Source organism: Myxococcus sp. AB036A (assembly GCF_006547355.1).
In the GTDB taxonomy this organism is placed as follows: domain Bacteria; phylum Myxococcota; class Myxococcia; order Myxococcales; family Myxococcaceae; genus Myxococcus; species Myxococcus virescens.
In genome coordinates this window covers 21,588-42,931 of record NZ_VHLC01000068.1, presented here as the reverse complement: position 1 = coordinate 42,931, position 21,344 = coordinate 21,588, and the positions used below count along the sequence as shown (strand labels likewise).

Genomic DNA, 21,344 nt, shown 5'->3' with positions numbered 1-21,344 from the left:
TGAGCCTCAGCCGCGCGGAGGATGTTCGCGCAGCCCGTCCACGAAGCGCTTCGCCTCGGACAGCAGCGCCGGGGCCAGCGCGGGCGCGGAGGCAATCACGTCGCCGCGCAGCACGTCGAAGGGCTCGCCGGAGATGTGCCGGATGACACCGCCCGCCTCCTCCACCAGCAGCGAGCCCGCGGCGATGTCCCACGGCTTCAGACCGAACTCGAAGAAGCCGTCGAAGCGGCCCGCGGCCACGTAGGCCAGGTCCATGGCGGCGCTGCCCGTGCGGCGCATGCCCTGCGCGTGGAGGATGAGGCGGGTGAAGAGGCCCACCGGCCCCTCCGGGCGTTCTCGCACGTCGTAGGGGAAGCCCGTGCAGAGCAGCGCCCGGTCCAACGAGGACACGGTGCTGGCGCGCAGCGGACGGCCGTTGAGGGTGGCGCCCTGCCCGCGCGCGGCGGAGAACAGCTCGTCCAGCATCGGGTCATAGACGACGCCAGCCAGCACGCCGCCAGGGCCCTCCACCGCCACGCTGACGCAGAAGTGCGGCACTCGGTGCGAGTAGTTGGTGGTGCCGTCCAGCGGGTCCACCAGCCAGCGCAGGCTGTCGGTGCCCTGCGTGGCGCCGCTCTCCTCCGCGAGGATGGCGTGGTCGGGGTGGCGCTCGCGGATGAAGGCGAGCAGCGCTTCCTCGGAGGCCTTGTCCGCGTCCGTCACCAGGTCGATGCCACCCTTGAACTCGATGGTGCGCTCGCCCAGGAACCGGTCCGCGAGGATGCGGCCGGCGAGCCGGGCCCCCTCCTCGGCGGTGCGGCGCAGGCTGTCGGGCGAGTCCTGGGACATGACGCTCTCCTCTACGGGGTGGGCTCGGCGAGCAGCGCCTCGAGCTCCGTCTGGTACTTCGCGAGGAACTCCTCGGCGAAGCCTTCATGGACATGGCGCACCATGCCCTTGCGGTCGATGAAATACGTGGTGGGCATGCCCCGCACCTTGAGGGTGCGCTCGGCCACCTGGGCGTTCTGGTCCAGGAGGATGGGCAGCGTCACCTTCGTCTCCGCCAGGAAGGCGGGGATGGCGCGCGGGTCCTCGTCGATGTTGAGCGCGTACACCTTCAGGCCCTGGGCCGCGTACTCGTTCGCGAGGTCCTGGTAGTAGGGGAGCGCGTCCTTGCAGGGCTCGCACCAGGTGGCCCACACGTCGAGCACCACCACGCTGCCCCGGTCCGAGGCGAGGTCATACGGCTCGCCGCCGGGATAGCGCTTCACCTGGAAGTCCAGCGGCTGCGAGCCCTTGAGGCCGCTGCGCTGCGAAGTCCCCTGCCCCTCTGGCCCTGGAGGCGGAATGGAGGGAGCGCTCGCACAGCCGGACAGCGTGAGCGCCCCAACGACGACAGCGAATGGCAGGCGCGGCATGTCAGGCTCCCTTCTGCGCCCGGGCCGCGAGGGCCGCGAGCACCTTGTCGATGAAGCCACCAAAGGCCCCGTTGCTCATCACCAGCAGCACGTCGCCGGGACGGGCCTCGCGGGCAGCCAGGTCCACCAGGGCCTGCACGTCCGTGGCGCCCTCGGCGGGAATGCCCTGGGCCTGGAGGTCGGTGACGAGCTTGCGCACGTCCAGTTCCTCGCCCACGGGCACCTTGTCGTGGCGCTCGGGCACCTTGAGGCTGGCGCGGGCCGCGCCGGGGAAGGCGTGGGCGTAGTCCTCCTGGTGGATGTTGCGGCGGCTGGTGTTGGAGCGCGGCTCGAAGATGGCCCACAGCCGCCGCTCCGGGTAGCGGTGGTGGATGGCGGCGATGGTCTCCCGCACCGCCGTCGGGTGGTGCGCGAAGTCGTCAATCACCAGGACACCGTCAGGCTCGCCGCGAATCTCCTGCCGGCGCTTCACGCCGCTGAAGGTGGCCAGCCCCTGCGCGATTTCGTCGAAGGTGAGCCCCAGCCCCTGCGCCGCGGCGATGACGGCCAGCGCGTTCTCCACGTTGTGCGCGCCGCCCATGGGGAGCTGCACCGTGCCCTGCACCTCGCCGCGCGCCACCACGTCGAAGCGCGCGCCATCCGGGCCGAAGGACAGGTTGCGCGGCGTGTAGTCCGCGTCCGCGCCCTCCTTCGCCACGTACGTCACCACGCGCCCCGGGCAGCCCTCACGCGCCAGCTTCACCGCGTTGGGGTAGGCGGCGCAGACGATGAGCTGCCCGTCCTGGGGGATGAGCCGGACGAACTTCTCGAAGGTCGCCTCGTAGTGCGGCAAGTCGCGGAAGATGTCCGCGTGGTCGAACTCCACGCTGGTGAGGATGGCGGTGCGCGGCCGGTAGTGGAGGAACTTGGAGCCCTTGTCCCAGTACGCGGTGTCGTACTCGTCGCCCTCGACGACGAAGTGCGGCCCCTTCCCCACGCGGTAGTTGCCCGCGTAGTTCTGCGTGACGCCGCCCACGAGGAAGGACGGGTCCTTGCCCGCCGCCACCAGCACGTGGGCCATGAGCGAGGACGTCGTCGTCTTCCCGTGGGTGCCAGCTACGACGACGGAGTGCGACCGGTCCAGGAAGAGCGAGCCCAGCGCGGCGGGGAAGCTCATCTGCTTGAGGCCGCGCTCGCGCACGGCGGTGGCCTCGGGATTCACGCGGCGGATGACATTGCCGATGATGACGAGGTCCGGCTTCGCCGCGTCCAGGTTCTCCGGCCGGTACGGCGTGGCGGCGGGGATGCCCCACGTCCGGAGCATGTCGCTCATGGGCGGGTAGACATTCTCGTCGCTGCCCGTGACGTCGTAGCCGGCGGCCTTGAGCATGCCGGCGAAGGAGCCCATGCCCGTGCCCGCCACGCCCACCAGGTGGATGCGGCGCACGCTGCCGGGTTCGAGGGTGTCGAGGACGTTTCCGTTGTCGTCAGCCATGGTGTCCCTGCTTCGTTTCAGTGAGCTCGAGCGCCTCCACGACGAAGTCATGGAAGAGCGGTCGGAAATCCCGGATGCGCGTTTCCTGGCGGCCGTTGGCCACGCGGTTCGTCACCAGCGCCACCACCAGCGAGCGGCGCAGGTCCACCCAGAGGCTGGTGCCGGTGAAGCCCAGGTGCCCCACCGCGCCCGGCGGGGTGTCGCCAATGTAGTGCCCGGCGCTGGACACGCCCTCGGAGGGCGAGTCGAAGCCCATGGAGCGGGTGCTGGCCTCCACCTTCGGGTCCGTGGCCAGCGCGCGGTGCCACAGCGGCCCCGGCGCGATGATGGCCCCGCCCGCGCAGCCGTCCAGCACGGCCTGGCCGAAGCGGGCCACGTCCACGGCGGTGCCGAAGAGGCCCGCGTGACCGGCGACGCCGTCCATCACCCAGGCGTTGTCGTCATCCACTTCGCCCGGGCGCGTGGGCTGGGTGGGCACGTCCTTCCACAGCGTCTCCTGCCCCGGAGCGGGCTCGCGCGGGCGGGTGGCGCCGGTGGGCGCGGGCATGGCGTCCGCGGGGAAGTCGGTGAGGCGGTGGAAGCGGGCACTGAGGCCCAGGGGCTCGGCGACGTGGCGGGAGAAGAGCGTGTCCAGCGGAGCGCCCGCGGCCCGCGAGAGGATTTCGCCCAGAAGGATGAAGCCCACGTCGCTGTAGGCGGCGCGCGTCTGGGGCTCGGCGGCGAGCGGCGTGGCGGCGGCGGCCTGGATGACCTCGTCGCGGACGCGTGCGCGCAGGGCGGAGGGACAGTCCGCGTCCAGCAGCTCGGGGTGCGCGGTGAGCGCCTGCGCGAAGAAGGGCACGAAGGGCGGCAGGCCGGAGCGGTGGTAGAGCAGGTCCGCCACGGTGACGCCCGCGTCGCCCACGGGCGTGCCCGGGAAGTAGCGGGACACCAACGTCTCCGGCCCCACCTTCCCTTCCGTCCAGAGGCGGAGGAAGAGCGAGGTGGTGCTGATGACCTTGGTGAGCGACGCCAGGTCGAAGCGCGTGTCGCCGGAGACCTTGCCCGCGACGCCGCCGAACACCTGGACGCCCCGGTGCAGCACGACGGCCTGGGCCGAGGGGAAGACGCCCAATTCACAGGCGTCATCGAGGACCTTCTGCAGAATCGCGATGGGGTGGGTACCGCCACTCATGCCCGGACGGCTCCTTCGAGGAAGGTGAGGCGCGCGGCGTCCGCGTCCAAGCGGACCTGGGTGCCGAGCGCCACGGGGTAGTTGATGTCACCGTGGCCGATGGGGAAGCCCGCCGCGCAGGGAAGGCCCGCCTCGCGCGCGAGCTCACGGAGCACGTCGGCGCTGGAGTAGTCCGCACCCTTCTCCTCGCACCCGGTGAAGTCGCCCAGGACGATGCCTCGCACGCGGGAGAAGACGCCCGCCAGGCGCAGGTGGGTCCACATGCGGTCGATGCGGTACGGGCGCTCGGTGACGTCCTCCAGCAGCAGCACCGCGCCGTCGAGCGGCGGCATGTACGAGGTGCCGATGAGGCGCGACAGCACGGACAGGTTGCCGCCCACGAGGTGCCCCTCCGCCATGCCGGGCACGTAGGTGGCAGAGCCCGTCAGCGGGGGTGGCGCCTCGGGGGACTCGAGGAGTCGGAACAGGTACTCGCGCACCGCGGGAGGCTGCCGGCCGAGCTGCGTGAGGACGGGCCCGTGGAAGGAGACGCGCCCCAGCGCCTGGAGCGCCCCGTGCACGGAGGTGAGGTCGGAGAAGCCGACGAAGGCCGCGTGCGAGGCGTCCGCGAAGGGAAGGTCCGGCAGGAGCCGGGCGCTGCCGTAGCCACCGCGGGCGCTGAAGATGGCGCGGGCGTCCCGGTCCAGCAGGGCGCGCGACAGCTCCCCGCCCCGGCGCGCGTCATCCCCCGCGAGGTAGCGGTGGGCGGCGAAGATGTCGGGGCCGTGGACGGGGCTGTAGCGCTCCGCGATGAGGGCCAGGCCGGCCTCGAAGCTCGGGCGGTCGAAGGGCCCGGAGGGGGCGACGACATGCACGGCGTCGCGAGGACGGAGCGGAAGGGGCTTGAGCCAGCGCACGGGGCGCTTCATAGCACCCGGGGCCCGGGGGGCACGGTGATTCGAGGCCCGGGCGGGCGAAGCGTTGAGTTCCCCCGTCCGTCGGGACACGGACACTGCGACCGCCTGTCGCCCCCGCCCCTACCCTGCCGACCGCTCCAGGACGGCCGCGAAGAAAGCGTCCGTGCCATGCCGGTGGGGCGCGACGAAGAGGAATCCGTCGCGGAGGCACGCGTCGGAGAGCCACCCCGCCCCGGGCCGTACGAGGCGGAAATCCGGGCGAGATGCCAGGAAGGCGGCGACGACGTCCTCGTTCTCCGCGCGGTTGACGGTGCAGGTGGCGTAGACGAGCCGCCCGCCGGGCCGCACCAGGAGGGCCCCACGCTGGAGGATGTCCTGCTGGAGCGCCGGAAACCGGGTGAGCACCTCCGGCTGGATGCGGAAGCGCTGGTCGGGGCCCCGGCGCAGGGAGCCCAGCTCCGAGCACGGCGCGTCCACGAGCACCCGGTCCGCGTCCAGGCCCTCGGGAAGGCTCCGGAGCACCTGGACTCGGGTGAGGTGAGCCCGAGCGGAGCGCTGGAGGAGCCGGTCGAGCCGCTCGGGGTCCGGGTCATAGGCCAGGAGCCGCCCCGAGTCCTTCATGTCCGCGCCCAGTTGGAGCGTCTTGCCGCCCGCGCCGGCACAGAGGTCCAGCACCGTCTCCCCGGGCCGGGCCTCCACGAGGAGCCCCAGGAGCTGGCTGCCCTCGTCCTGGACTTCGAACAGGCCCTCCTGGAGGGAACGGAGCCCATAGAGGTTGGGCCGGGGACCCTCGATATGGAGCGCCAGCGGGCTCCATGTCCCCGGGCGCGTCTCGACGCCCTCGGAGCGAAGCCGCTCGGCAAGGGCCTCCCGCGAGGCGCGCAGGACGTTGGCCCGGAGGGTGATGGGCCCGGGGACGTTCAGGTGGGCGCAGAAGTCGTCGGCCTCGGGACCGAACTCCCGGGCGAAATGGTCGGCGAGCCAGTCCGGCAGGGAGGCGCGGAGCGCGAGCGTGGGGGGGAGTGCCGAAACCAACGGGGGCGGCGCCCCATCCCCGAGCCCGGCCAGGGCGGCGGACTCCACAGCCGGGACGACCGAGAGGCCGTGCATCAGGGCATGGAGCAGGAAGGGAGGAGCGGCATCCTCGCGGCCCAGGAGGAACCCGAGGCGGCGCCGCCAGAGCCCGACGTTGAAGACGGCCTCCTTGAGGGCCTGGCGCTGCTCTCGGGTCAGGGAGCGACGGTCACGTAGAGTACGGTCGAGCACGCGCTCAGCGGCAGAGCCGGAGAGCACCTGGGCGATGGCATCGGCCGCCACGGGGCCCAGGCCGGCGAGCGCGGACCAGGGCTGGAGGTGAAGCCGGGAGAGCGGATCAAAAGGGACTGTTGACAGAGCGGGCACCATTCTCTAGAAAGCGCCTCATCACGGCAACGCGGTTCCGCCGTGAGGACATATTCCCCGATAGCTCAGCCGGTAGAGCGGGTGACTGTTAATCACTAGGTCCGTGGTTCGAGTCCACGTCGGGGAGCTGAACGAAGGGCCCTACCAACCGGTAGGGCCCTTTTGTTTTACACGGGCCTCGCGATGAATATCGCGGGGCCTTCGTGCTTAAGCCCCTGAATCACAAGGGATTCTGGCTCGTGGTGCTGAAGAGGGCGCTCTTGGCTCTCCACTCTGCAGAGCGAGATGCCCCCTCTCCTCCGCCGCCAACTGGGCTCTCTGGACCGCTCTCTCACCCGTTCTGGGGAGAGAGAGGCCGAGAGCGGTTAACAGGTGCTGTTAACTTTTGGGGAGGCGGTTAACAACATTCCCCAGGAGACCCGCTCTTTCCGCTCTGAACTTTCCAGGAGGGCGTCTCTCTCTAGTTTCTGGTTACGCCTCTTACCTGCTTTGCTGTTCCCAGAGGGGTCAACGCAAGGCCAGCGCGGCCCCTCCAAACCAATACTGCAAGTGAATGCGCTTTCAGGGGCCTCTGATCCAGCCGCCTCCGCCGCCATCTCACCGGGCACTCGGCCCCCCCCGGCGCGAGGCCGTCGGCTCCCCCGTCCAGAGCCTTCCGAGAGACTCCGAGAGCCCCAAGGCTCCGCGGAGCACTCGGCCCTTGCGCCGCCAGAAAACGCTGCGCTGGCGCGCCGGGTGGCGATATGCAGGGCTGCGCGACCCCAGGGACTCCAGAGTTCTACGACCGCGAAGCGCGAGCTGGGGTTGCGCCGCTCAAGCTCTATGCGACAGGCCGCTGCAGCATCGAATGCGTCGTGCGGCCAAGCGTTCTTGGTAGGCACCATGCGGCTGAGCGAGCCGTCCTGTTTACCGACTTCACCATGAAGCGGTTGGTGGTCTTGGCGCGGTTCGCGCGCGGTGGTGTAGGCCGAGAGTGCAGTCGCGGTATTGATTTTCATCGTCGTCTTCGCGTTCTGCGTGGGCCCGGCTACCATCGCCAAAGACATACATTCTCTTGGGTTCGAATGTAGCAAGTTCTCTTGGGTTGGAGGAAAATCTAACACTACCCGGTCACATGCGTGACGGTCCCGAGGAGGTGCGCGGGCGTCGATGTGGCGCAGGCAGAGTAGAAAGTGGCCGATGCGGTGCAGCAGCCGCTGAAGGCGGCGGCGCACCTCTGGCAGTGTCCATCATGTTCTCCTCCGGGGAAAACTCCCAGGGGAGCGCGAGGAATCCGTAGGCGCCGCCCATGCAGAGAGGGGCATGGCGGGGGAAGCCTCGCCACCCTCGCCCCTCGAAGTGGCCAAGTCCCACCTCGCCTTTGAGTTCCTGGCAGTCGCGCTCTACTCTCCAGCGCAGCTTGGACAATCGCACCAACCCCGCCAGCGGCGTGTTCGCGGGCAGCGAGCAGAGCGAGTACTTCGTCAGAGCCTTCTCCTCCTGGGGCCACTCGAAGAGCAGCCACTCATCTTCACTCAGCGCAACGCGCTGGACGTGCCGCTCTGCCGTCCGCACGCGCACTGCGGCGAACCAGGAAGACTGCTCGCCCCGAATGCCCTCGCGCCAAGAGACTGCCTGGAATTCCTCCTTCGGAAGCCGAAGCGCCAACTCCTCGATGGTCCAGGCACGCCCTCGGCCACGTAGCGCGTGCGCGGGCGCCCGTTCTGCCCCGACGCCCTCTCTGGCTTCTCTGGCTTAGCGCCGGGCGGCCCCCCTGCGCGTGCCCTGCACGCCCTTGAGGTAGCGCAGGCCGCGCTTGCGCACGATGTCGCGGAACTCCCGCGCATCGCCATACCCGGCATCGGCCAGGACGAGGTGCCGGTATACGCCTCACGCCAAGGCGTCATCCAATTGGCGTAGCGCTATCTGCCACTTCTTAAACTTCACTCCAGGCGGGACAACTGCGGCCTTGCAGCGCTTCCTGATGCGCGTCCACTCCTCATGCAGGTACAACTGCATGACGATGCAGCCGCTGACCTTCTCTCCGGCAGCATGCAGGCTGACCGCCACCTAGCAGTTCTCCGTCCGCCCCATGGTACCCGAGTACTGGCGCGTCACAGCCACTGAATCCACGCCCTTCTTCGGCAAGCCCGTGTCGTCAATAACGAGGGCTTCCAAGCCCGGTAGCTCGCGCTCGAGTTTCCGCGCCAGACATCGTCGCGTTTCGGTGTCCTTCCAAGCCGCGCCGGACACGCACCGCTGAAGTCGCTGGCGCATGGCCTCTGTCTGCACGGGCGCTACGACGAGCCGGGCCGCCATGGGCTCGATGCTTTTGCGCTCTCCGTCGAGCAGCAGTCCGGTGAGGTAGTCGCCGAGGGTGCGACGTCTCGGGCAGGACCATTCCCTTCGTCATCGAGCCCAGGAACTCGCTCAGCTCTCGGACAAGTCCGCGTAACAGGGAGGGCGTCATGCTCCATTAACACGGGGCCACCGCGCCCGATTCATCAGACCGGGTAGTTCTAGTTCTCGACGCTGGCAATCTGGATGGTCCGCGATGTACTCTCCCGCACCGTTTAGCCCTGGGTTTCCGTCGCCCGGGCTCGACCTGCCTCCTTGCTCGTCGAGGACATCCGCACACCGAGAGGACCACAGCCTTGGCCACCCCTACTCCGACCGTCGCCGCCATTATCGTTGAGCAAGGGAAGATCCTCGACTTTATCGACGGCAGTACGCAGCGCCGCGAGACGCCCGAGGAGTACGTGCGACAGGAAATCGCCAAGTCGCTCGTCCGTGAGTACGGCTATGCGAAGGCCCAGATAGCCGTCGAGTTCACCCTCCGAATCGGCACTCGGAAACCACGTGCAGACCTTGTGATCTTCCCTCCTGGCTCAGCACACAAGCAGGAACATGCGCAGATCATCATTGAGTGCAAGGCACCAACGGTGAAGGCGGCCGACAAAAACGACGGAGTCGGCCAGCTCCAGAGTTACATGGCGGCATGCCCGAATGTTACGTACGGGATGTGGACTAACGGCGTCGGCGGCGAGCGGGAGTGCTACCGCCGCATCGTCAAGGGCGGGAAGATTGAGATCGTCCCAGTTGGCGACATCCCAAAATTCGGCGGCGACGATGAAGGCAACGATCGCCCGAAGTTCGACCAACTCAAGCCCGCGACCTCCGATGCGTTGCTCTTCGCGTTTCGGCGTTGCCACAACTACATCGCTGGGAATCAGGGACTCCAGAAGCCACAGGCATTCTGGGAGCTGCTCAAGCTCATCTTCTGCAAAATTCACGACGAGCGCCACAATGACGTAGTTGAGTTCTACGCAGGAGGAGACGAGCGCCATGGCGTGAACGGACCTATGAAGGTGAAGAAGAGGATTGATGACCTCTTCGCACGCGTCCGTGACGACTATCCAAGCATTTTCAGGAAAGGCGAATCAATCGAACTCCAACCAGTTGTGCTCGCTTATCTCGTCGCGCAGCTTCAAATGTACTCTCTATTGGAGAGTGACATTGACGTAAAGGGGCGCGCATACGAGGAGATCGTCGGTTCGAATCTTCGTGGCGACCGCGGTGAGTTTTTCACGCCTCGAAATGTCTGCGCGATGGCCGTCGCGATGCTCGACCCTGGCGAAAAGCAGGTGATTATTGACCCTGCTTGCGGCACCGGAGGCTTCCTCATCACATCCATGAACCATGTGATCGAGAAGATCCGTGCGGCGGAATTGGCAAAGTGGGGACACAAAATCGATCGCGCTGAGCGCGCGGTCCGCGAGCGCATCCGCAAGTTCGCCGAAAACTTCATCATCGGCCTCGACTTCAATCCGGAACTGGTTAAAGCCTCCAAGATGAACATGGTCATGAACAACGATGGAGCTGGAGGCCTCTATCAAGCGAACTCGCTCGCGGATCCGATGACGTGGGACGATGATATTCGAAAGCAGGGTCTCCTCGGCAATGTCGACCTCCTATTTACGAACCCGCCGTTCGGTTCGAAGATCCCGGTGGACGCGCCAGCGATTCTGGAGAAGTACGACCTTGGACACGTTTGGTCATACGACGCCTCAAAAGACGTCTGGACGAAAACAAACGCCATTCACAAGTCGCAGCCCCCTGAGATTCTCTTCATCGAGCGCTGCGTTCGATTCCTCAAGCCCGGAGTCGGACGCTGCGCGATAGTCCTGCCAGACGGCATCCTCGGCTCACCGGGTCTCGGCTACGTCCGCGAGTGGATTCTCCGACACACGCGTGTTCTCGCAAGCATCGACCTCCACCCGGACACGTTCCAGCCATTCGTAAGTATCCAGACAAGCGTTCTAGTGCTGCAGAGAAAGAGCGAGGAACTTATCGCCATCGAGCAAGCTGCCGGCAAGCTCAACGACTATCAAGTGTTCATGGCGGTCGCGAACCATGTCGGTCACGACAAGCGCGGGAATGTCATGTACGTCCGCGACAAGAAAGGCAACGAAATCGTTGAGGAGATCAAAGAAAAGGTTAAAGAGTGGGAGGATGGTACGCCTGTCTACCGCACTCAACTCTCCCGTCGAAAGGTCATCGACGACAACACGCAGCAAATCGCCCAGGAGTTCCGCAAGTGGCTGTCCGAGCAAGACTAGTCGCACCTCCGCCCGGACCGAGTACCTCGTGGCCGTGGCATGATCTGAAGGCCCGCTCCATTTCTGCTTCGCTGATGTTCGGTGGCGATCGACGGATGGAGGGCGAGACGTACCTAACATCGGGCTTCGGCATCCGAACAGCAGTCCGAGCCAAGAAGACGGGATGGCGCCCGCTAGGTGAACTAGCAGATTTCTGGGCCCCACCACGTATCAAGCAGGTGCTCGTTGATTCACAGTATGGAGTTCCATACCTAAATACGAGCCAAGTTTTCGATATTCGTACTACACCGAGAAAGTGGCTTGCGATTGAGAAGACAACCGCCGCTGAGCGGCGCCTCGCTTCGCAAGGGACGATCCTCCTAATGGCGTCGGCATCCCCAGGGCGCGTAACGATAACCACAAAGGCCCATGAGAATGCTGTCATCTCGCACCACTTTCTGCGCGTGGAGGCGAAGGACACGAATTTGAAGGGCTGGATCTACGCGTTCTTGAAATCGCCACAGGGCTTCGCGATGATGAGCGGTTCGCAGTATGCAAGCGTCATTCGCCACATTGAGCCACACCATGTGGCCGAGCAGCCGATTCCGCTTGTAGACGAGAAGACGGCGAAGAGCTTCGCGGAGCGCGTTGAGCGCATCGTCGAGCTTCGTAACGAAGCTATTGGTCTAACGAACGACGCAGAAAGGCTCTTTGCGGACGCGATCGGCGAGCCCAAGCCGAAGGCTAGCGAGCACGCGTTTGTCGTGTCGGCGTCGAAGGCATTTGGCGGCCGCCGTCGCCTTGAAGCGAGCTATTACTCGCCAACTGCGGAGGCGGTATTCAAACGATTCAAGGATTGGGAACCTCTCTCCGCCGTCACAGAGCGCATCTGGTGGATGACGCGGTTCAAGCGTATCTATGGTGAGGGGGGAGGCAATGAGGGCTTCCCATACATGTCTGCTGATGAGCTGTTCAGCATCGATCCACCAACCCTCAAGCGAGTTCTCATCGATTCCGGCGACAACTACGACGATTACTTCGTCAAGCGCGGCTGGATCCTCATGGCGTGCTCCGGTCAGGTCTATGGCCTGAACGGTGCCGCGAGGCTAGTGACTGCCCACCACGAGCGAATCTTCTTCTCGCACGATCTCATCCGGATCATCGCAAACGAGAAAAAGATTCGTCCCGGATACCTGGTCACCGCACTTACGCACCCGACGTACGGCCGGCCACTCCTCATTCGCGCAGCGTACGGGACGTCAATTCCGCATCTCGATCCTGGGGATGTTTCTGGGTTCCCAGTCGCCAGGCTCGGCGAAAAACTTGAGGCGCAGATCGCCGACCAAGCTGAGAAGGCGGCACAGGCACTCGCAGACGCCGATGCGCTCGACCGCGAACTCGCAGCAGACGCGGGTGAACTTATTGACGACTTCCTTGCATAATGAAGATGCGATTGAGAGGGAAGATTCCGAGCGAATTCTCCCTCCTCGCTCCGTAGCAAGAAGTGCAAGCCACCGAAGGTTCTGCTGGTCTGCCCCCGGATTTTGGGGCCAGTTGAAGCGTGAGAGAGTCCCCGCGGCCAGGAGACAGGTCGGTCGTGAGGAAGAGCAGATTCACTGAGGAGCAATAGGTCCACTCAGGGCCGGTACCGCTCCGCCTCATGGAAGAACTGCGTGAGCGAGTAGTCCAGCAGTGCCTGGCGGGACTGCATGTACCGGCGAGCGCGGAGGAAGGGCAGCCAGACGCGCTTCCCAACGCGCACCTGAGACTCCTCCATTTTCGCCCGCAGCACCCACGTGCCGCCCAACCGCCGCACCAGCACGTCCCCCAGGTAGGCGCCCAGCGCCGGAGCTGTGTGACTGTCGATGAGTTCGCGCGTGTACCGCTCCGGGAAGTTCTCTCGCCAGAAGTAGAAGTCCAGGTCCGTGAGGGACTCGGCCGTCTCGTCCATGATGGAGGGCACATTGGTGTGCAGTGCCGCCACGAGGCCTTCGGACAAGTCGCCGTAGGACTCGAGGACGCGCTCCGGATTCGCCACATCCGAGGGATGAGCGACAGGGAGCCACTCCTCCGGTACCGGCGGCCGGAAGGCGTTGAGTTCGGCAATCTTCCGTTGCCGCTCGCTGATGGCGAACTCGTCCGGCAGCCGAGAGAGAAACGGCGCCACGTCAGGGTGGAAGCGCGGCTCGACGGGTACGAGCGCGGCGCTGCGCTCCCGCAGCGTGCGCAGCACCGTGTCGAAGTCGAGGTCAGGCCGCAGGTGGACGTGGGCTCGGGCCTGCACCACACGCGCCTCCTCACTCGCGAACTCGGCGGCAGTCGGCCATAGCACCAGGAGGACGGAGCCGTTGGGTAGTTCCTCCACGCGGTGTGCCGGAGTCGAGAGCATCCGCTCACGACCTACGCTCTCAACGAGCTTGGGGCCGAAGACGTTCAGCCAGAACAACTCATAGACTTTGTCGAACCCATCCCGCTTCCATGTGGCGTCGTCACGACCGAAGACGGGGAAGTCTGCAAGCTCTCGGTCAGCCATACCGTGAGCTGAGGCATACTCCGAAGGGTACCGGGAGAGCCAGGCACGAACCACTTCCACAAAATCGCGGCATGTCTCGACCTCTTTGAAGAAAGAGAGTGGCTGCACACCGAGGCTGACATTCAATGCGGGCTGCTCATCTGAGGACCCGATATTTAGCACCAACGAGACACTGGGATTCTCCGAGCGAAACAGCCCAATGATCGTTCCGTACTCATTGCGCCGTTCCTCCAGCGCTCGCCATACCGCATCTCTGGAGTACCGTCGCTTCCGGCGAGCTTTGACAATGTCCGGCATCCAACCGTTGGCATGGCGCTCAAGAGCATCAAGAAATGGAGACACCTCGCGCTCCAACCCTCTCCTCGAGTCGAAGAGTCCGTCAAAGGAGAAGCGCAAGCTATCCTCCTTATTCAAATCACGCAGCGTCAACACGCTCATTGAAACAACACCTCCACACCCTTGACGCGTCGCTGCGTCGCATTCACCGCATTGATCAACGCTTCGCGCTTCCTAGGCCGAAGCTCTCCACCTTCATAGACCAGACGCACCCTCCGAACCTCCGCCTGCTGTCGCATGCCGTCCCGAAGAATCTTCAGCGTTCCGCCGTAATACTTCATTGCGTTGCTGGCATCCGTGTTCATCAGCACAGAAAGAGTCTCGTCGTCCAAGACAGCGAGGTTCCGGCTCTTGAAGCTGAACGTCTCCACCCGGGGCGCCTGGCCCGGTGGGGGGCGCTCCTCGATGACGAGGACGTCGGCATACCGGAAGTCCACCTTCGACACGCCCACGTGCGCCTCGATGCGCGGCTGCTCGAAGTCGCCGAGCCACCGCCGCTGAGCGCGGGGCAACGCGGCGTCCGCCTCCAGGATGGCGATCATGGTCCGCTCGAAGGCCATGCCCCGAGCATAGTAGGCGCGCATCCCCCCGTAGCCCTCCCACTTCAGGGGGCCCTTGACGGCCTCACCGTCCTGAATCTCCTTCAGCCGCCTCTTGCGGTAGGCGACGTACTCCTGCCAAAGCGGCGCCCCCTTCTCGACTCCCGGAGGTGGCTCGTTCAGCTTGGGCGCCATCTCCTTCAGCAGCTTCACGTCCTTCGGGAGACGGGGCCCCGAGGACTCCAGCTCCGCCAGGAACAGCTTCGCCTTCGCGGCCTCCGCAGCACCTACCTTGGCGTCCTGGGCGAAGAGGTCCAGGTTGTCGAATTGCAGCCTTCTCGCCGAAGAGCGGGCGGGCTCGCGATTCGCCCCTCCGCTCGTCGTTGCAGCCTTGGAGGACTCGCGGCTGGCCGCCTGCGCCTCCCCAGCGGACACCTCGGCGTTCTGCTCGAAGAGGTCCAGGTTGACGGGCCGCTTCCCTGCGGAGCCCCTGCTGGCCACGGCTTGGGCGGACTCGCGGCTCGCCGCCTCGATCAGTACCGCCTGCGCCTTCGCAGGGTTTCCGCGCGCCTCGTACAGCGCCAGCAGTCCCGCCTCCCCCCACTCGGCGGCCACCAGCGCGCCCTCGCGGCTCGCCTGGAGGTAGCGCAGCAGGTCGCGCGCGGCGGTGATGCCGAGCTGCTCCTCCAGGCGCGCCATCAGCGCCTTCATGCCGGCCACGTCGAGCGCCGGCATCTGGAGGCGCCGCAGCCCACCGCGCGACTCCAACAGGGCCCGGGCGCCCTTGCCCCCGGCGTACACCGCCACCGCCAGCGCGGCCGGCGCCAGCTCGCGCGTGGCCTGCTCGTACTTGCCCTGCGCCAGCGAGGACGCCCCGTGCCCTGTGCCGGCCACCAGGTGGTAGAAGCCCAGCGGCACACCGAAGGTGAGCGAGTCAAAGGCTCCCGCCGAGACGCTTCCCGGCGCGTAGTGCCGCGCCATCAACGCCTTCTCCACCTCGTCGAGGGCGGCCTGGTAGGGCGGTGGCATCTGCCCACGCATCGCCATGAGCTCCGTGTACCGGGCCTCACCACTCGCGGGGATGCTGGAGAGGATGTCCCGGCCCGCGCGCCCCAGCCCGCGCAGCACGTCTCGTACTTGCTCACCTCGCTCGGGGAAGCCCTCCAGCGCCAGGCCCCGCCGCTTCAGCTCCTCGCGGACGACGGGCATGCTGCCCAGCGTCTCCCCCAGTTGCTTGTCGCGAGCCAGCCGCTGCACCACCTCGCGCAGCTCGTCGTCGAAGGCCGCGTGGAGGACGAAGAGGGCGAGCACCTCGGCATACGGCACGCCGTACTTCTCCACGGACGTGACGATGAATTCCGCGCGCTGGCGACTGAGGACGGCCGAAGCGTGTTCGTCCAGAGGCCCAAGGGCGCCCAGGCGGACAGCGTCCCAGGGAAAGAGGGACTGCACCAGCACGGCCATGTCCACCCCGCGCTGCATGGCCACGAATTCCGCGGGCGAGGCACACGCCAGGAAGGGCTCCACCACATCCCGGCTGTAGGCCAGGCGGGGCCAGCCCGAGGGCAAGGCCTTGCCGCCACAGACGAAGGCTCCGCCCTTCCCGCCCGAGCCGCGCGCTCCCTCCTCGTGGAGGGCCCTGCCAATGACTCCACGTCGAAAGCCCATCGGCCCCGGCTCTGGCGTCCCATCCGCGGAGCCCGACGTCTCCCCCTGATACACACCCGTCGCCGCGCTCCTCGCCGCCTGGGAGGGCACGGAGACGGGACTGAAGGCCAGGACGGCCCCTCGGCCCGCCTGGCCCGGCCTCGCCGGCAACGAGGCGCACCCGGAGGCCAGGAGGGCAATCACCAGCGCGAGGCCAAGCCCGCCGCGCCAACGCCGCTCAGCGCGCATTGTCCACCCCCAGCCCCACGGAGGCGAAGGCGCCTGGCCGCAGCGTCCCTTCCGCCGTCGGGAAGAGCAGCGTGCCCCCCTGTCCCACCGCGTACAGCTTCCCGCCCAGGAAGCGCCACCGCACGTCACCCGAGGCGAGGTAGCGCGTCCCCGGCTGGCCCGCGCCCACCGCCACGCCGCCCACTCCCACCGCAAGGTTGCGGTGGAAGAGCTGCGTCTCCAGTCGGCCGTCCACGTCCACCCGGCCCCAGTTGAACACCTCGGCGCCCATCGACAGGCGGAAGTGGCGCTGCCCCAGGACACCCAGGCTCTCCGCGTCCCAGTTGAGAATCACCTCGCCGTGGGCTGAGTACCCATCCGGGAAGGGCGCGTCCGCCTGCGGCACGGCAGTCAGGCCCGCCACCTGGAAGCGCGCCAGCTCGTAGTCCGGGCCGAAGGCACCCTGACGGAAGCCTCCACGCTGAAGGCGGCCCTCCAGGCGCGCGCGCATGTCCACCGTCGAGGACATGTACTCCGCGCCCAGCCCCGCCACCGCGCCCCACGCGCCGCCCTCTCCGGGACGCCCGCCCCAGCCTGCGTTCGCCTGCAGCTCGAAGCCACCTTGCCCTTTGCGGCGGCTCACGAGGATGGCCGTCCCGTCGAGGTGGGCCAGCGTCATCGGCTCCGAGGTCCCTCCCGCCTTGCCCCAGTCATGCACCGCAGACAGCGACAAGGCGTATTTCATGGGATACGGCTGGCGGCCCATGAGGATGTGCTGCACGTCCAGCACGACTTCCGCCCCCATGAGCCGCGCGCCCAGCACGTCCGAGGCGAAGGCCTCCACGTAGAGGGGCCTCAGCATCCCCGTCACCACCGCGCCGGCTGGGTTGTAGTTGGGGTTGCCGCGGTTGTTGTAGCGGCGCACCAGGTGCCCGGACAGCAGCGTGTAGGACTCCAGGGCACCCACCCACACGAAGTTCGGGGCGTCGCCCCCCACCATCAGGTTCTGCACCACCTGGCCCCAGTCGGAGAGCTCGTCCCAGTCCTCCTTCCGCACCAGGCTGCCGCCCGCCTCTGCGCCCCACATGCGCAGTCGCACCGGAGCGCCCAGCTCGACTTGGAGGAAGCCTGGTTTGACGACCTCCAGCCGCGGATGCACCTGCAGGAAGCCTTCGTCCCTTCCAGCTCCTCTGCGCGGCAGTAGCGCCCACGTCGTGGTCTCCAGGCTCAGCCGGTTCGCCCAGCGAGAGCCCGAGCCGGACGTGGCCGGCCCCTCCTCGACCAGGGCATCACCCTCGTCCACGGATGGCTCGAGCAGCGCATCCCCGTCTGCCTCAACGGGGTCAACTTCCTCCTCGGCCACGTAGTCTTCAGGATAGGCAACCTCTTCCGCCCACCCCGCTCCGGGTAACACCAACAGCAACACGACGGCCCAGCGAATGAACATCGACGTCTCCTGTGAAGGCCCCGAAGCGGGGCAATGGACAGAGCCCTCCCGTTCAGTCCGGCAGGGCGCCGGGCTGCGGGGTGAATGCATTGCATTGCGGGAGCCGCCGGCAGGCCGGTTGGGCCAAGCCATAGGCAGACGTGTCACGTCACGGCGCCAGGAAGCCTGGCCCCGTCCCAACAGCAGACAGACGTGTCACGTCACGGCGCCAGGGCAGCCCGGGTCCGTTCATGACTCCAAATGTGCGAATAGAGATGACTGAGGAAGGGCTCCTCAGTGGGCGTCAGGCATGCAGCCCGACGAAGCACAGACGGCTCCTCGGCGCACGACGACCGTCAGCACGCGCCTCACGTGGCAGTGCGAGGCCCAACTGAGTCCTCATGCGCGCCTGGACGCACTCAGGCGAACTGAGCTCACGAAGGGGGAGCAGAATCGTCGCTCTCCGCATCTACCGCACGGACACCCTCATATCGAGGGCAGCAACAAAGAAGGCACGCAGTCGACTGCGCGCAAGCTGAAACCGTGAGGACCATCGCGCTCTCCGGGGAACAGTGGGGCCACATGAAGATGCAATTCGACACCCCTATTCAGGTGAAATAGAATTGAACCCTAAAATGACAATCCCCACAAGTCCCCAAACGCCAGCGATGCGCCCTCTGATGGGTCCGTCCCACCACCCCATCTATGGGAAAGTGACGTTGCCCAGCGTGACGGTGCGGCGCCCATCCGCATCCCAGAGCTTGAGCGTGAAGGGGCCTTGAGGCGACTCGGATGCAGCCTCAGCCTCCACCACCACTCGCTGGCTCGGCGAACCAGCGGCCACGGGGCCCGACTGCCACACTTGGAGCACCTTCAGCTCCTCGTTGGCCTTACCCCGGAGGGTTGCCCCCTTGGCAGTCCACGGCTGGGCATCTCCTACATACTTGAGAGCGACCTCGACGGCCACCCTGCGAGCTGCGCGGTATGAGAGGACACGGTGTTTGCCTGCTGCCCCGCCCGGGCCCTGAGTTACATCCTTGGTCACGTCGCGGAACTCAACGCCCCGCCCGCTGAGGACTTCCGTCGAGATGAGTCCCGTCAGCCCATCAGGAGCACTTCGCTCCGCGCGCAGGCGCTCATTCTCCTCTCTGCATTTCTCAGCCTCGATGCGAGCCTGCCGGACTTCCTCCTGGTACGTCTCGACGCTCCTCTTGCGCCGATAGACCTCGACGAGCGCTTCTGACCGTGCAGGGTGCGCGACCAGCACAAACGTCGCACTCGCCGGGGCCGCGCCATCCTGAAAGCGCACCGTCAACTTGAGCCGCTCTCCTGCCGAGATTTTCTCGGACGGAATCAGGCGCAAGGTAGTAAGCCCAGCGTCCACCATCGCGAAGCGCTCGCGTCCCTCGAGCATCAGCCCCTCTCGACTCACCTCCGAATCAAAGAGAAGCATCGTCGAAAGTCCTGGGCTCACCGCCACTTCAGGTGCTGGCTGAGCATCATCCGAGACCAGCTCGATTCGGCGAACGCTCAGCCCCACGGTGGATGCGGGCGACTGCGCCAGGGCCGTCCCCTCCCCTGCGAGGAGAAGGAAAAGCAGCACGGCCGACACTGAATGATGCACGCGACGTCTCCCCTACCAAGCCAGCGGCGACACCGCTGGCGACTCACGGGCGCCTGTTCAATAACGACAGGTCATTCAAACTCACTCACTGCCTTGACCATAACGGCAGAGTACACGCGCGCCTTACCCGTCTCCCCTCCGCCACCCTCTATCTCCAGTCCGCGGTTGTTCGAGGTGTCCAGCACCTCCAGGCACACAGGGAAGCTCTCTCCGCGAAATCGCGCCCGAGTCAGTCGGACATAGACGCGGTCGGCGATAACGAGCCGCCCAGACAACGTGGCGTAGTCCGACCCCACAATGATCTGTGCAGTGCCGTCCCTCACCGTTACGTATTTTTCCTCCCCCCGGACGAAGCTCGCGAACTCCGTGTCCCCAAGCCCCATGCCGAGCTTCTTCATGCCCTTGGTGGCGCCTGGCGGGCACGGTTCAGGATCCGGAGCCGGGCGCACCTGGGGGCCCGAGCAGGCCAGCGCGCCGCAGAGGGCCGTCGCCGCCACGGCACTGCGGACGCTCCTCGCGGCCTTCTTCGCAGGCGCTGGCGGGGAGGAAGCGGTGTCATTCTGGGGGGTCGTCACGGTTGCAGTCACCTCGGGAAGCGTCGCAGGGGGCGCGACGGCCGCAGGTGTTGCCTCCGGCCCGATGGGAGCTGCGGCCGGGACAGCTTGAGGTTTCTTGGCATATGTCGCTACTTCTTGGCCGGGGACGACCTGCGGCTGCGGTGAAGCCGTCCGCTGTGAGAAGTACGCCCCATACGCGAGGGCCATGGCCAGCAGGCACACGCCCACCACCCGCCCCCTTCTGATGCGAAAGGATGCGGGCCTCGGCACCCCATCCACCACGGGAGCTTCCTCTTCCTGCCTTGCGGCCGGCAGTTCCGGCAGCAGCACCGGGCCGACTGACTTCTCCTCCACAGGTAGAAAGGCCGAGGCCGCGGGCACACGTACCGCCTCGAGAGGGGCCGCGTTGGGCTGGGGCACCACCTCCACGCGCGCCGGCACGGCCCGCTTCCCCCGACGAGGGCGGCGCAGGGGGGCATTCACCCACCGGGCCTTCTTGTCCCGCACCCCCTCCGTCGTGGCCGTGTCCGGGCCGTAGGCGTCGCAGAGAGGGACGTCCCAGGACGCCTCCTCCGCCGCCTTCGCCAGTACCTCCTCCAGCGCCTCGCAGACGGCACGCGCTCCCGGGCGGACTGAAGGCTCCTTCTCCAGCAGGCGCATGCACACCTGGCTCAGCTGCTCAGGCACCCGGTCATTCGCGACATGTGGGGGAGCAGGCGACGCGGTGATGACGGCATTGATGAAGGCCTGGGTATCCGCAGCCTCGAACGGCACCTTCGCCGTGAGGAGGCGATAGAGAAGAACGCCCAGGGCCCACACGTCGTCCGCCGGGCCAGGCACGTACCGTGCGCCGCGCACGCCTGAGTTCTTCTCCAGGTACAACCACGCTTCAGGAGGGAGGAACTCCGGCGTCCCAGGGGGCAGGATGGAGAGCGTGACGCCAGGAGCGCCCTCGTAATCCCCCACGCCGTAGTCCACGAGGACGGCCAGGCCATCGGCGTCCTGCACCATGACGTTGGCCTCTTTCACGTCTCGGTGCACCACCCCAGCCTCATGGGAGGCGGCCAGCGCGCGCGCCACGCCGAGCGCCGCCTGGGCCACCGCGCGGGCCGAGGGGTTCTCCTCCTTCGCCCACACCCCCAACTGCCGCCCCTCCACGTAGGACATGGCGATGAGGACGAACTCGGACTCCACCGGCGGCCAGTAGACGAAGCCGCGAATTCCCACCACGTTGGGATGCTTGAGGCGCAGCAGAATGGAAATCTCCCGCTCCACTCGCCCGCCCACGCGCCGCAGCTCCACCAGCTTCAGGGCGTAGGACTGCCCGTCGCACGTCGCGAGGTAGACAGTCCCAAATCCGCCTCGCCCCAGTTGCTTCACCACCGTGTAGCCCATCACCACGTCCCCGGGGGACAACACGGCCGGGGGGCCGTCATCCCTCATGGCGACTTCCTCCCTGGCGACATGGCGGACATCAGGACAGCGGGCTCGCGCATGCAACTCTCTCTCCTCCCGGCGCAGGCGCACGCTACCAG

13 protein-coding genes, 1 tRNA gene and 1 pseudogene are annotated in these 21,344 nt (G+C 66.7%); 3 read left to right on the top strand and 12 right to left on the bottom strand.

Features of this window, described 5'->3' with window-relative positions; translation table 11 throughout:
* Positions 1 to 6 precede the first annotated feature (6 nt).
* The 6 genes from FL344_RS25195 to FL344_RS25170 form a co-directional block, all read right to left on the bottom strand.
* Positions 7 to 828, bottom strand: a complete 822-nt coding sequence (locus tag FL344_RS25195) for an inositol monophosphatase family protein (RefSeq protein WP_141620308.1) — start codon at positions 826 to 828, stop codon at positions 7 to 9.
* A gap of 11 nt (positions 829 to 839) precedes the next feature.
* Positions 840 to 1,397: a TlpA disulfide reductase family protein gene (locus FL344_RS25190; RefSeq protein ID WP_141620307.1), complete on the bottom strand. Its 558-nt coding sequence runs from the start codon at positions 1,395 to 1,397 to the stop codon at positions 840 to 842.
* Between the two features lies 1 nt (position 1,398).
* Complete coding sequence (gene mpl / locus FL344_RS25185) at positions 1,399 to 2,871, bottom strand: UDP-N-acetylmuramate:L-alanyl-gamma-D-glutamyl-meso-diaminopimelate ligase (RefSeq protein ID WP_141620306.1); 1,473 nt, start codon at positions 2,869 to 2,871, stop codon at positions 1,399 to 1,401.
* Positions 2,864 to 4,045 carry a serine hydrolase gene (locus tag FL344_RS25180; RefSeq protein ID WP_141593757.1) on the bottom strand — a complete coding sequence of 394 codons (1,182 nt, stop codon included), beginning with the start codon at positions 4,043 to 4,045 and terminating at the stop codon, positions 2,864 to 2,866. The genes mpl and FL344_RS25180 overlap by 8 nt, the downstream gene beginning before the upstream one ends.
* Positions 4,042 to 4,953, bottom strand: a complete 912-nt coding sequence (locus FL344_RS25175; protein WP_141620305.1) for an LD-carboxypeptidase — start codon at positions 4,951 to 4,953, stop codon at positions 4,042 to 4,044. The genes FL344_RS25180 and FL344_RS25175 overlap by 4 nt, the downstream gene beginning before the upstream one ends.
* Positions 4,954 to 5,061: 108 nt before the next feature.
* On the bottom strand, positions 5,062 to 6,345 hold the full coding sequence (locus FL344_RS25170; RefSeq protein WP_141620304.1) for an RsmB/NOP family class I SAM-dependent RNA methyltransferase: 1,284 nt from the start codon (positions 6,343 to 6,345) through the stop codon (positions 5,062 to 5,064).
* Positions 6,346 to 6,396: 51 nt separating this feature from the next.
* On the opposite strand from FL344_RS25170, the gene FL344_RS25165 reads away from it, so the two are divergent.
* Positions 6,397 to 6,469, top strand: a tRNA-Asn gene (locus tag FL344_RS25165).
* A 1,607-nt stretch (positions 6,470 to 8,076) separates the two neighbouring features.
* Here FL344_RS25165 and FL344_RS39315 read toward each other — a convergent pair.
* A pseudogene (locus FL344_RS39315) lies at positions 8,077 to 8,649 on the bottom strand (transposase).
* A gap of 326 nt (positions 8,650 to 8,975) precedes the next feature.
* On the opposite strand from FL344_RS39315, the gene FL344_RS25155 reads away from it, so the two are divergent.
* Both FL344_RS25155 and FL344_RS25150 read left to right on the top strand, forming a co-directional pair.
* Positions 8,976 to 10,940: an N-6 DNA methylase gene (locus tag FL344_RS25155; RefSeq protein ID WP_141620302.1), complete on the top strand. Its 1,965-nt coding sequence runs from the start codon at positions 8,976 to 8,978 to the stop codon at positions 10,938 to 10,940.
* Positions 10,941 to 11,383: 443 nt separating this feature from the next.
* Positions 11,384 to 12,361, top strand: a complete 978-nt coding sequence (locus tag FL344_RS25150) for a hypothetical protein (protein WP_194863243.1) — start codon at positions 11,384 to 11,386, stop codon at positions 12,359 to 12,361.
* A gap of 194 nt (positions 12,362 to 12,555) precedes the next feature.
* Here the strand turns inward: FL344_RS25150 and FL344_RS25145 are convergent, their stop codons facing one another.
* The 5 genes from FL344_RS25145 to FL344_RS25125 form a co-directional block, all read right to left on the bottom strand.
* Complete coding sequence (locus FL344_RS25145; protein WP_141620300.1) at positions 12,556 to 13,890, bottom strand: hypothetical protein; 1,335 nt, start codon at positions 13,888 to 13,890, stop codon at positions 12,556 to 12,558.
* Positions 13,887 to 16,223 carry a hypothetical protein gene (locus FL344_RS25140; RefSeq protein ID WP_194863242.1) on the bottom strand — a complete coding sequence of 779 codons (2,337 nt, stop codon included), beginning with the start codon at positions 16,221 to 16,223 and terminating at the stop codon, positions 13,887 to 13,889. The genes FL344_RS25145 and FL344_RS25140 overlap by 4 nt, the downstream gene beginning before the upstream one ends.
* Positions 16,213 to 17,649: a hypothetical protein gene (locus tag FL344_RS25135; RefSeq protein WP_141620299.1), complete on the bottom strand. Its 1,437-nt coding sequence runs from the start codon at positions 17,647 to 17,649 to the stop codon at positions 16,213 to 16,215. The genes FL344_RS25140 and FL344_RS25135 overlap by 11 nt, the downstream gene beginning before the upstream one ends.
* A 682-nt stretch (positions 17,650 to 18,331) precedes the next feature.
* Positions 18,332 to 19,252: a DUF2381 family protein gene (locus tag FL344_RS25130; protein WP_141620298.1), complete on the bottom strand. Its 921-nt coding sequence runs from the start codon at positions 19,250 to 19,252 to the stop codon at positions 18,332 to 18,334.
* Between the two features lie 71 nt (positions 19,253 to 19,323).
* The gene (locus FL344_RS25125; protein ID WP_141620297.1) at positions 19,324 to 21,252 is read right to left on the bottom strand and encodes a protein kinase; all 1,929 of its coding nucleotides are present in this window, start codon (positions 21,250 to 21,252) and stop codon (positions 19,324 to 19,326) included.
* Positions 21,253 to 21,344 lie beyond the last annotated feature (92 nt).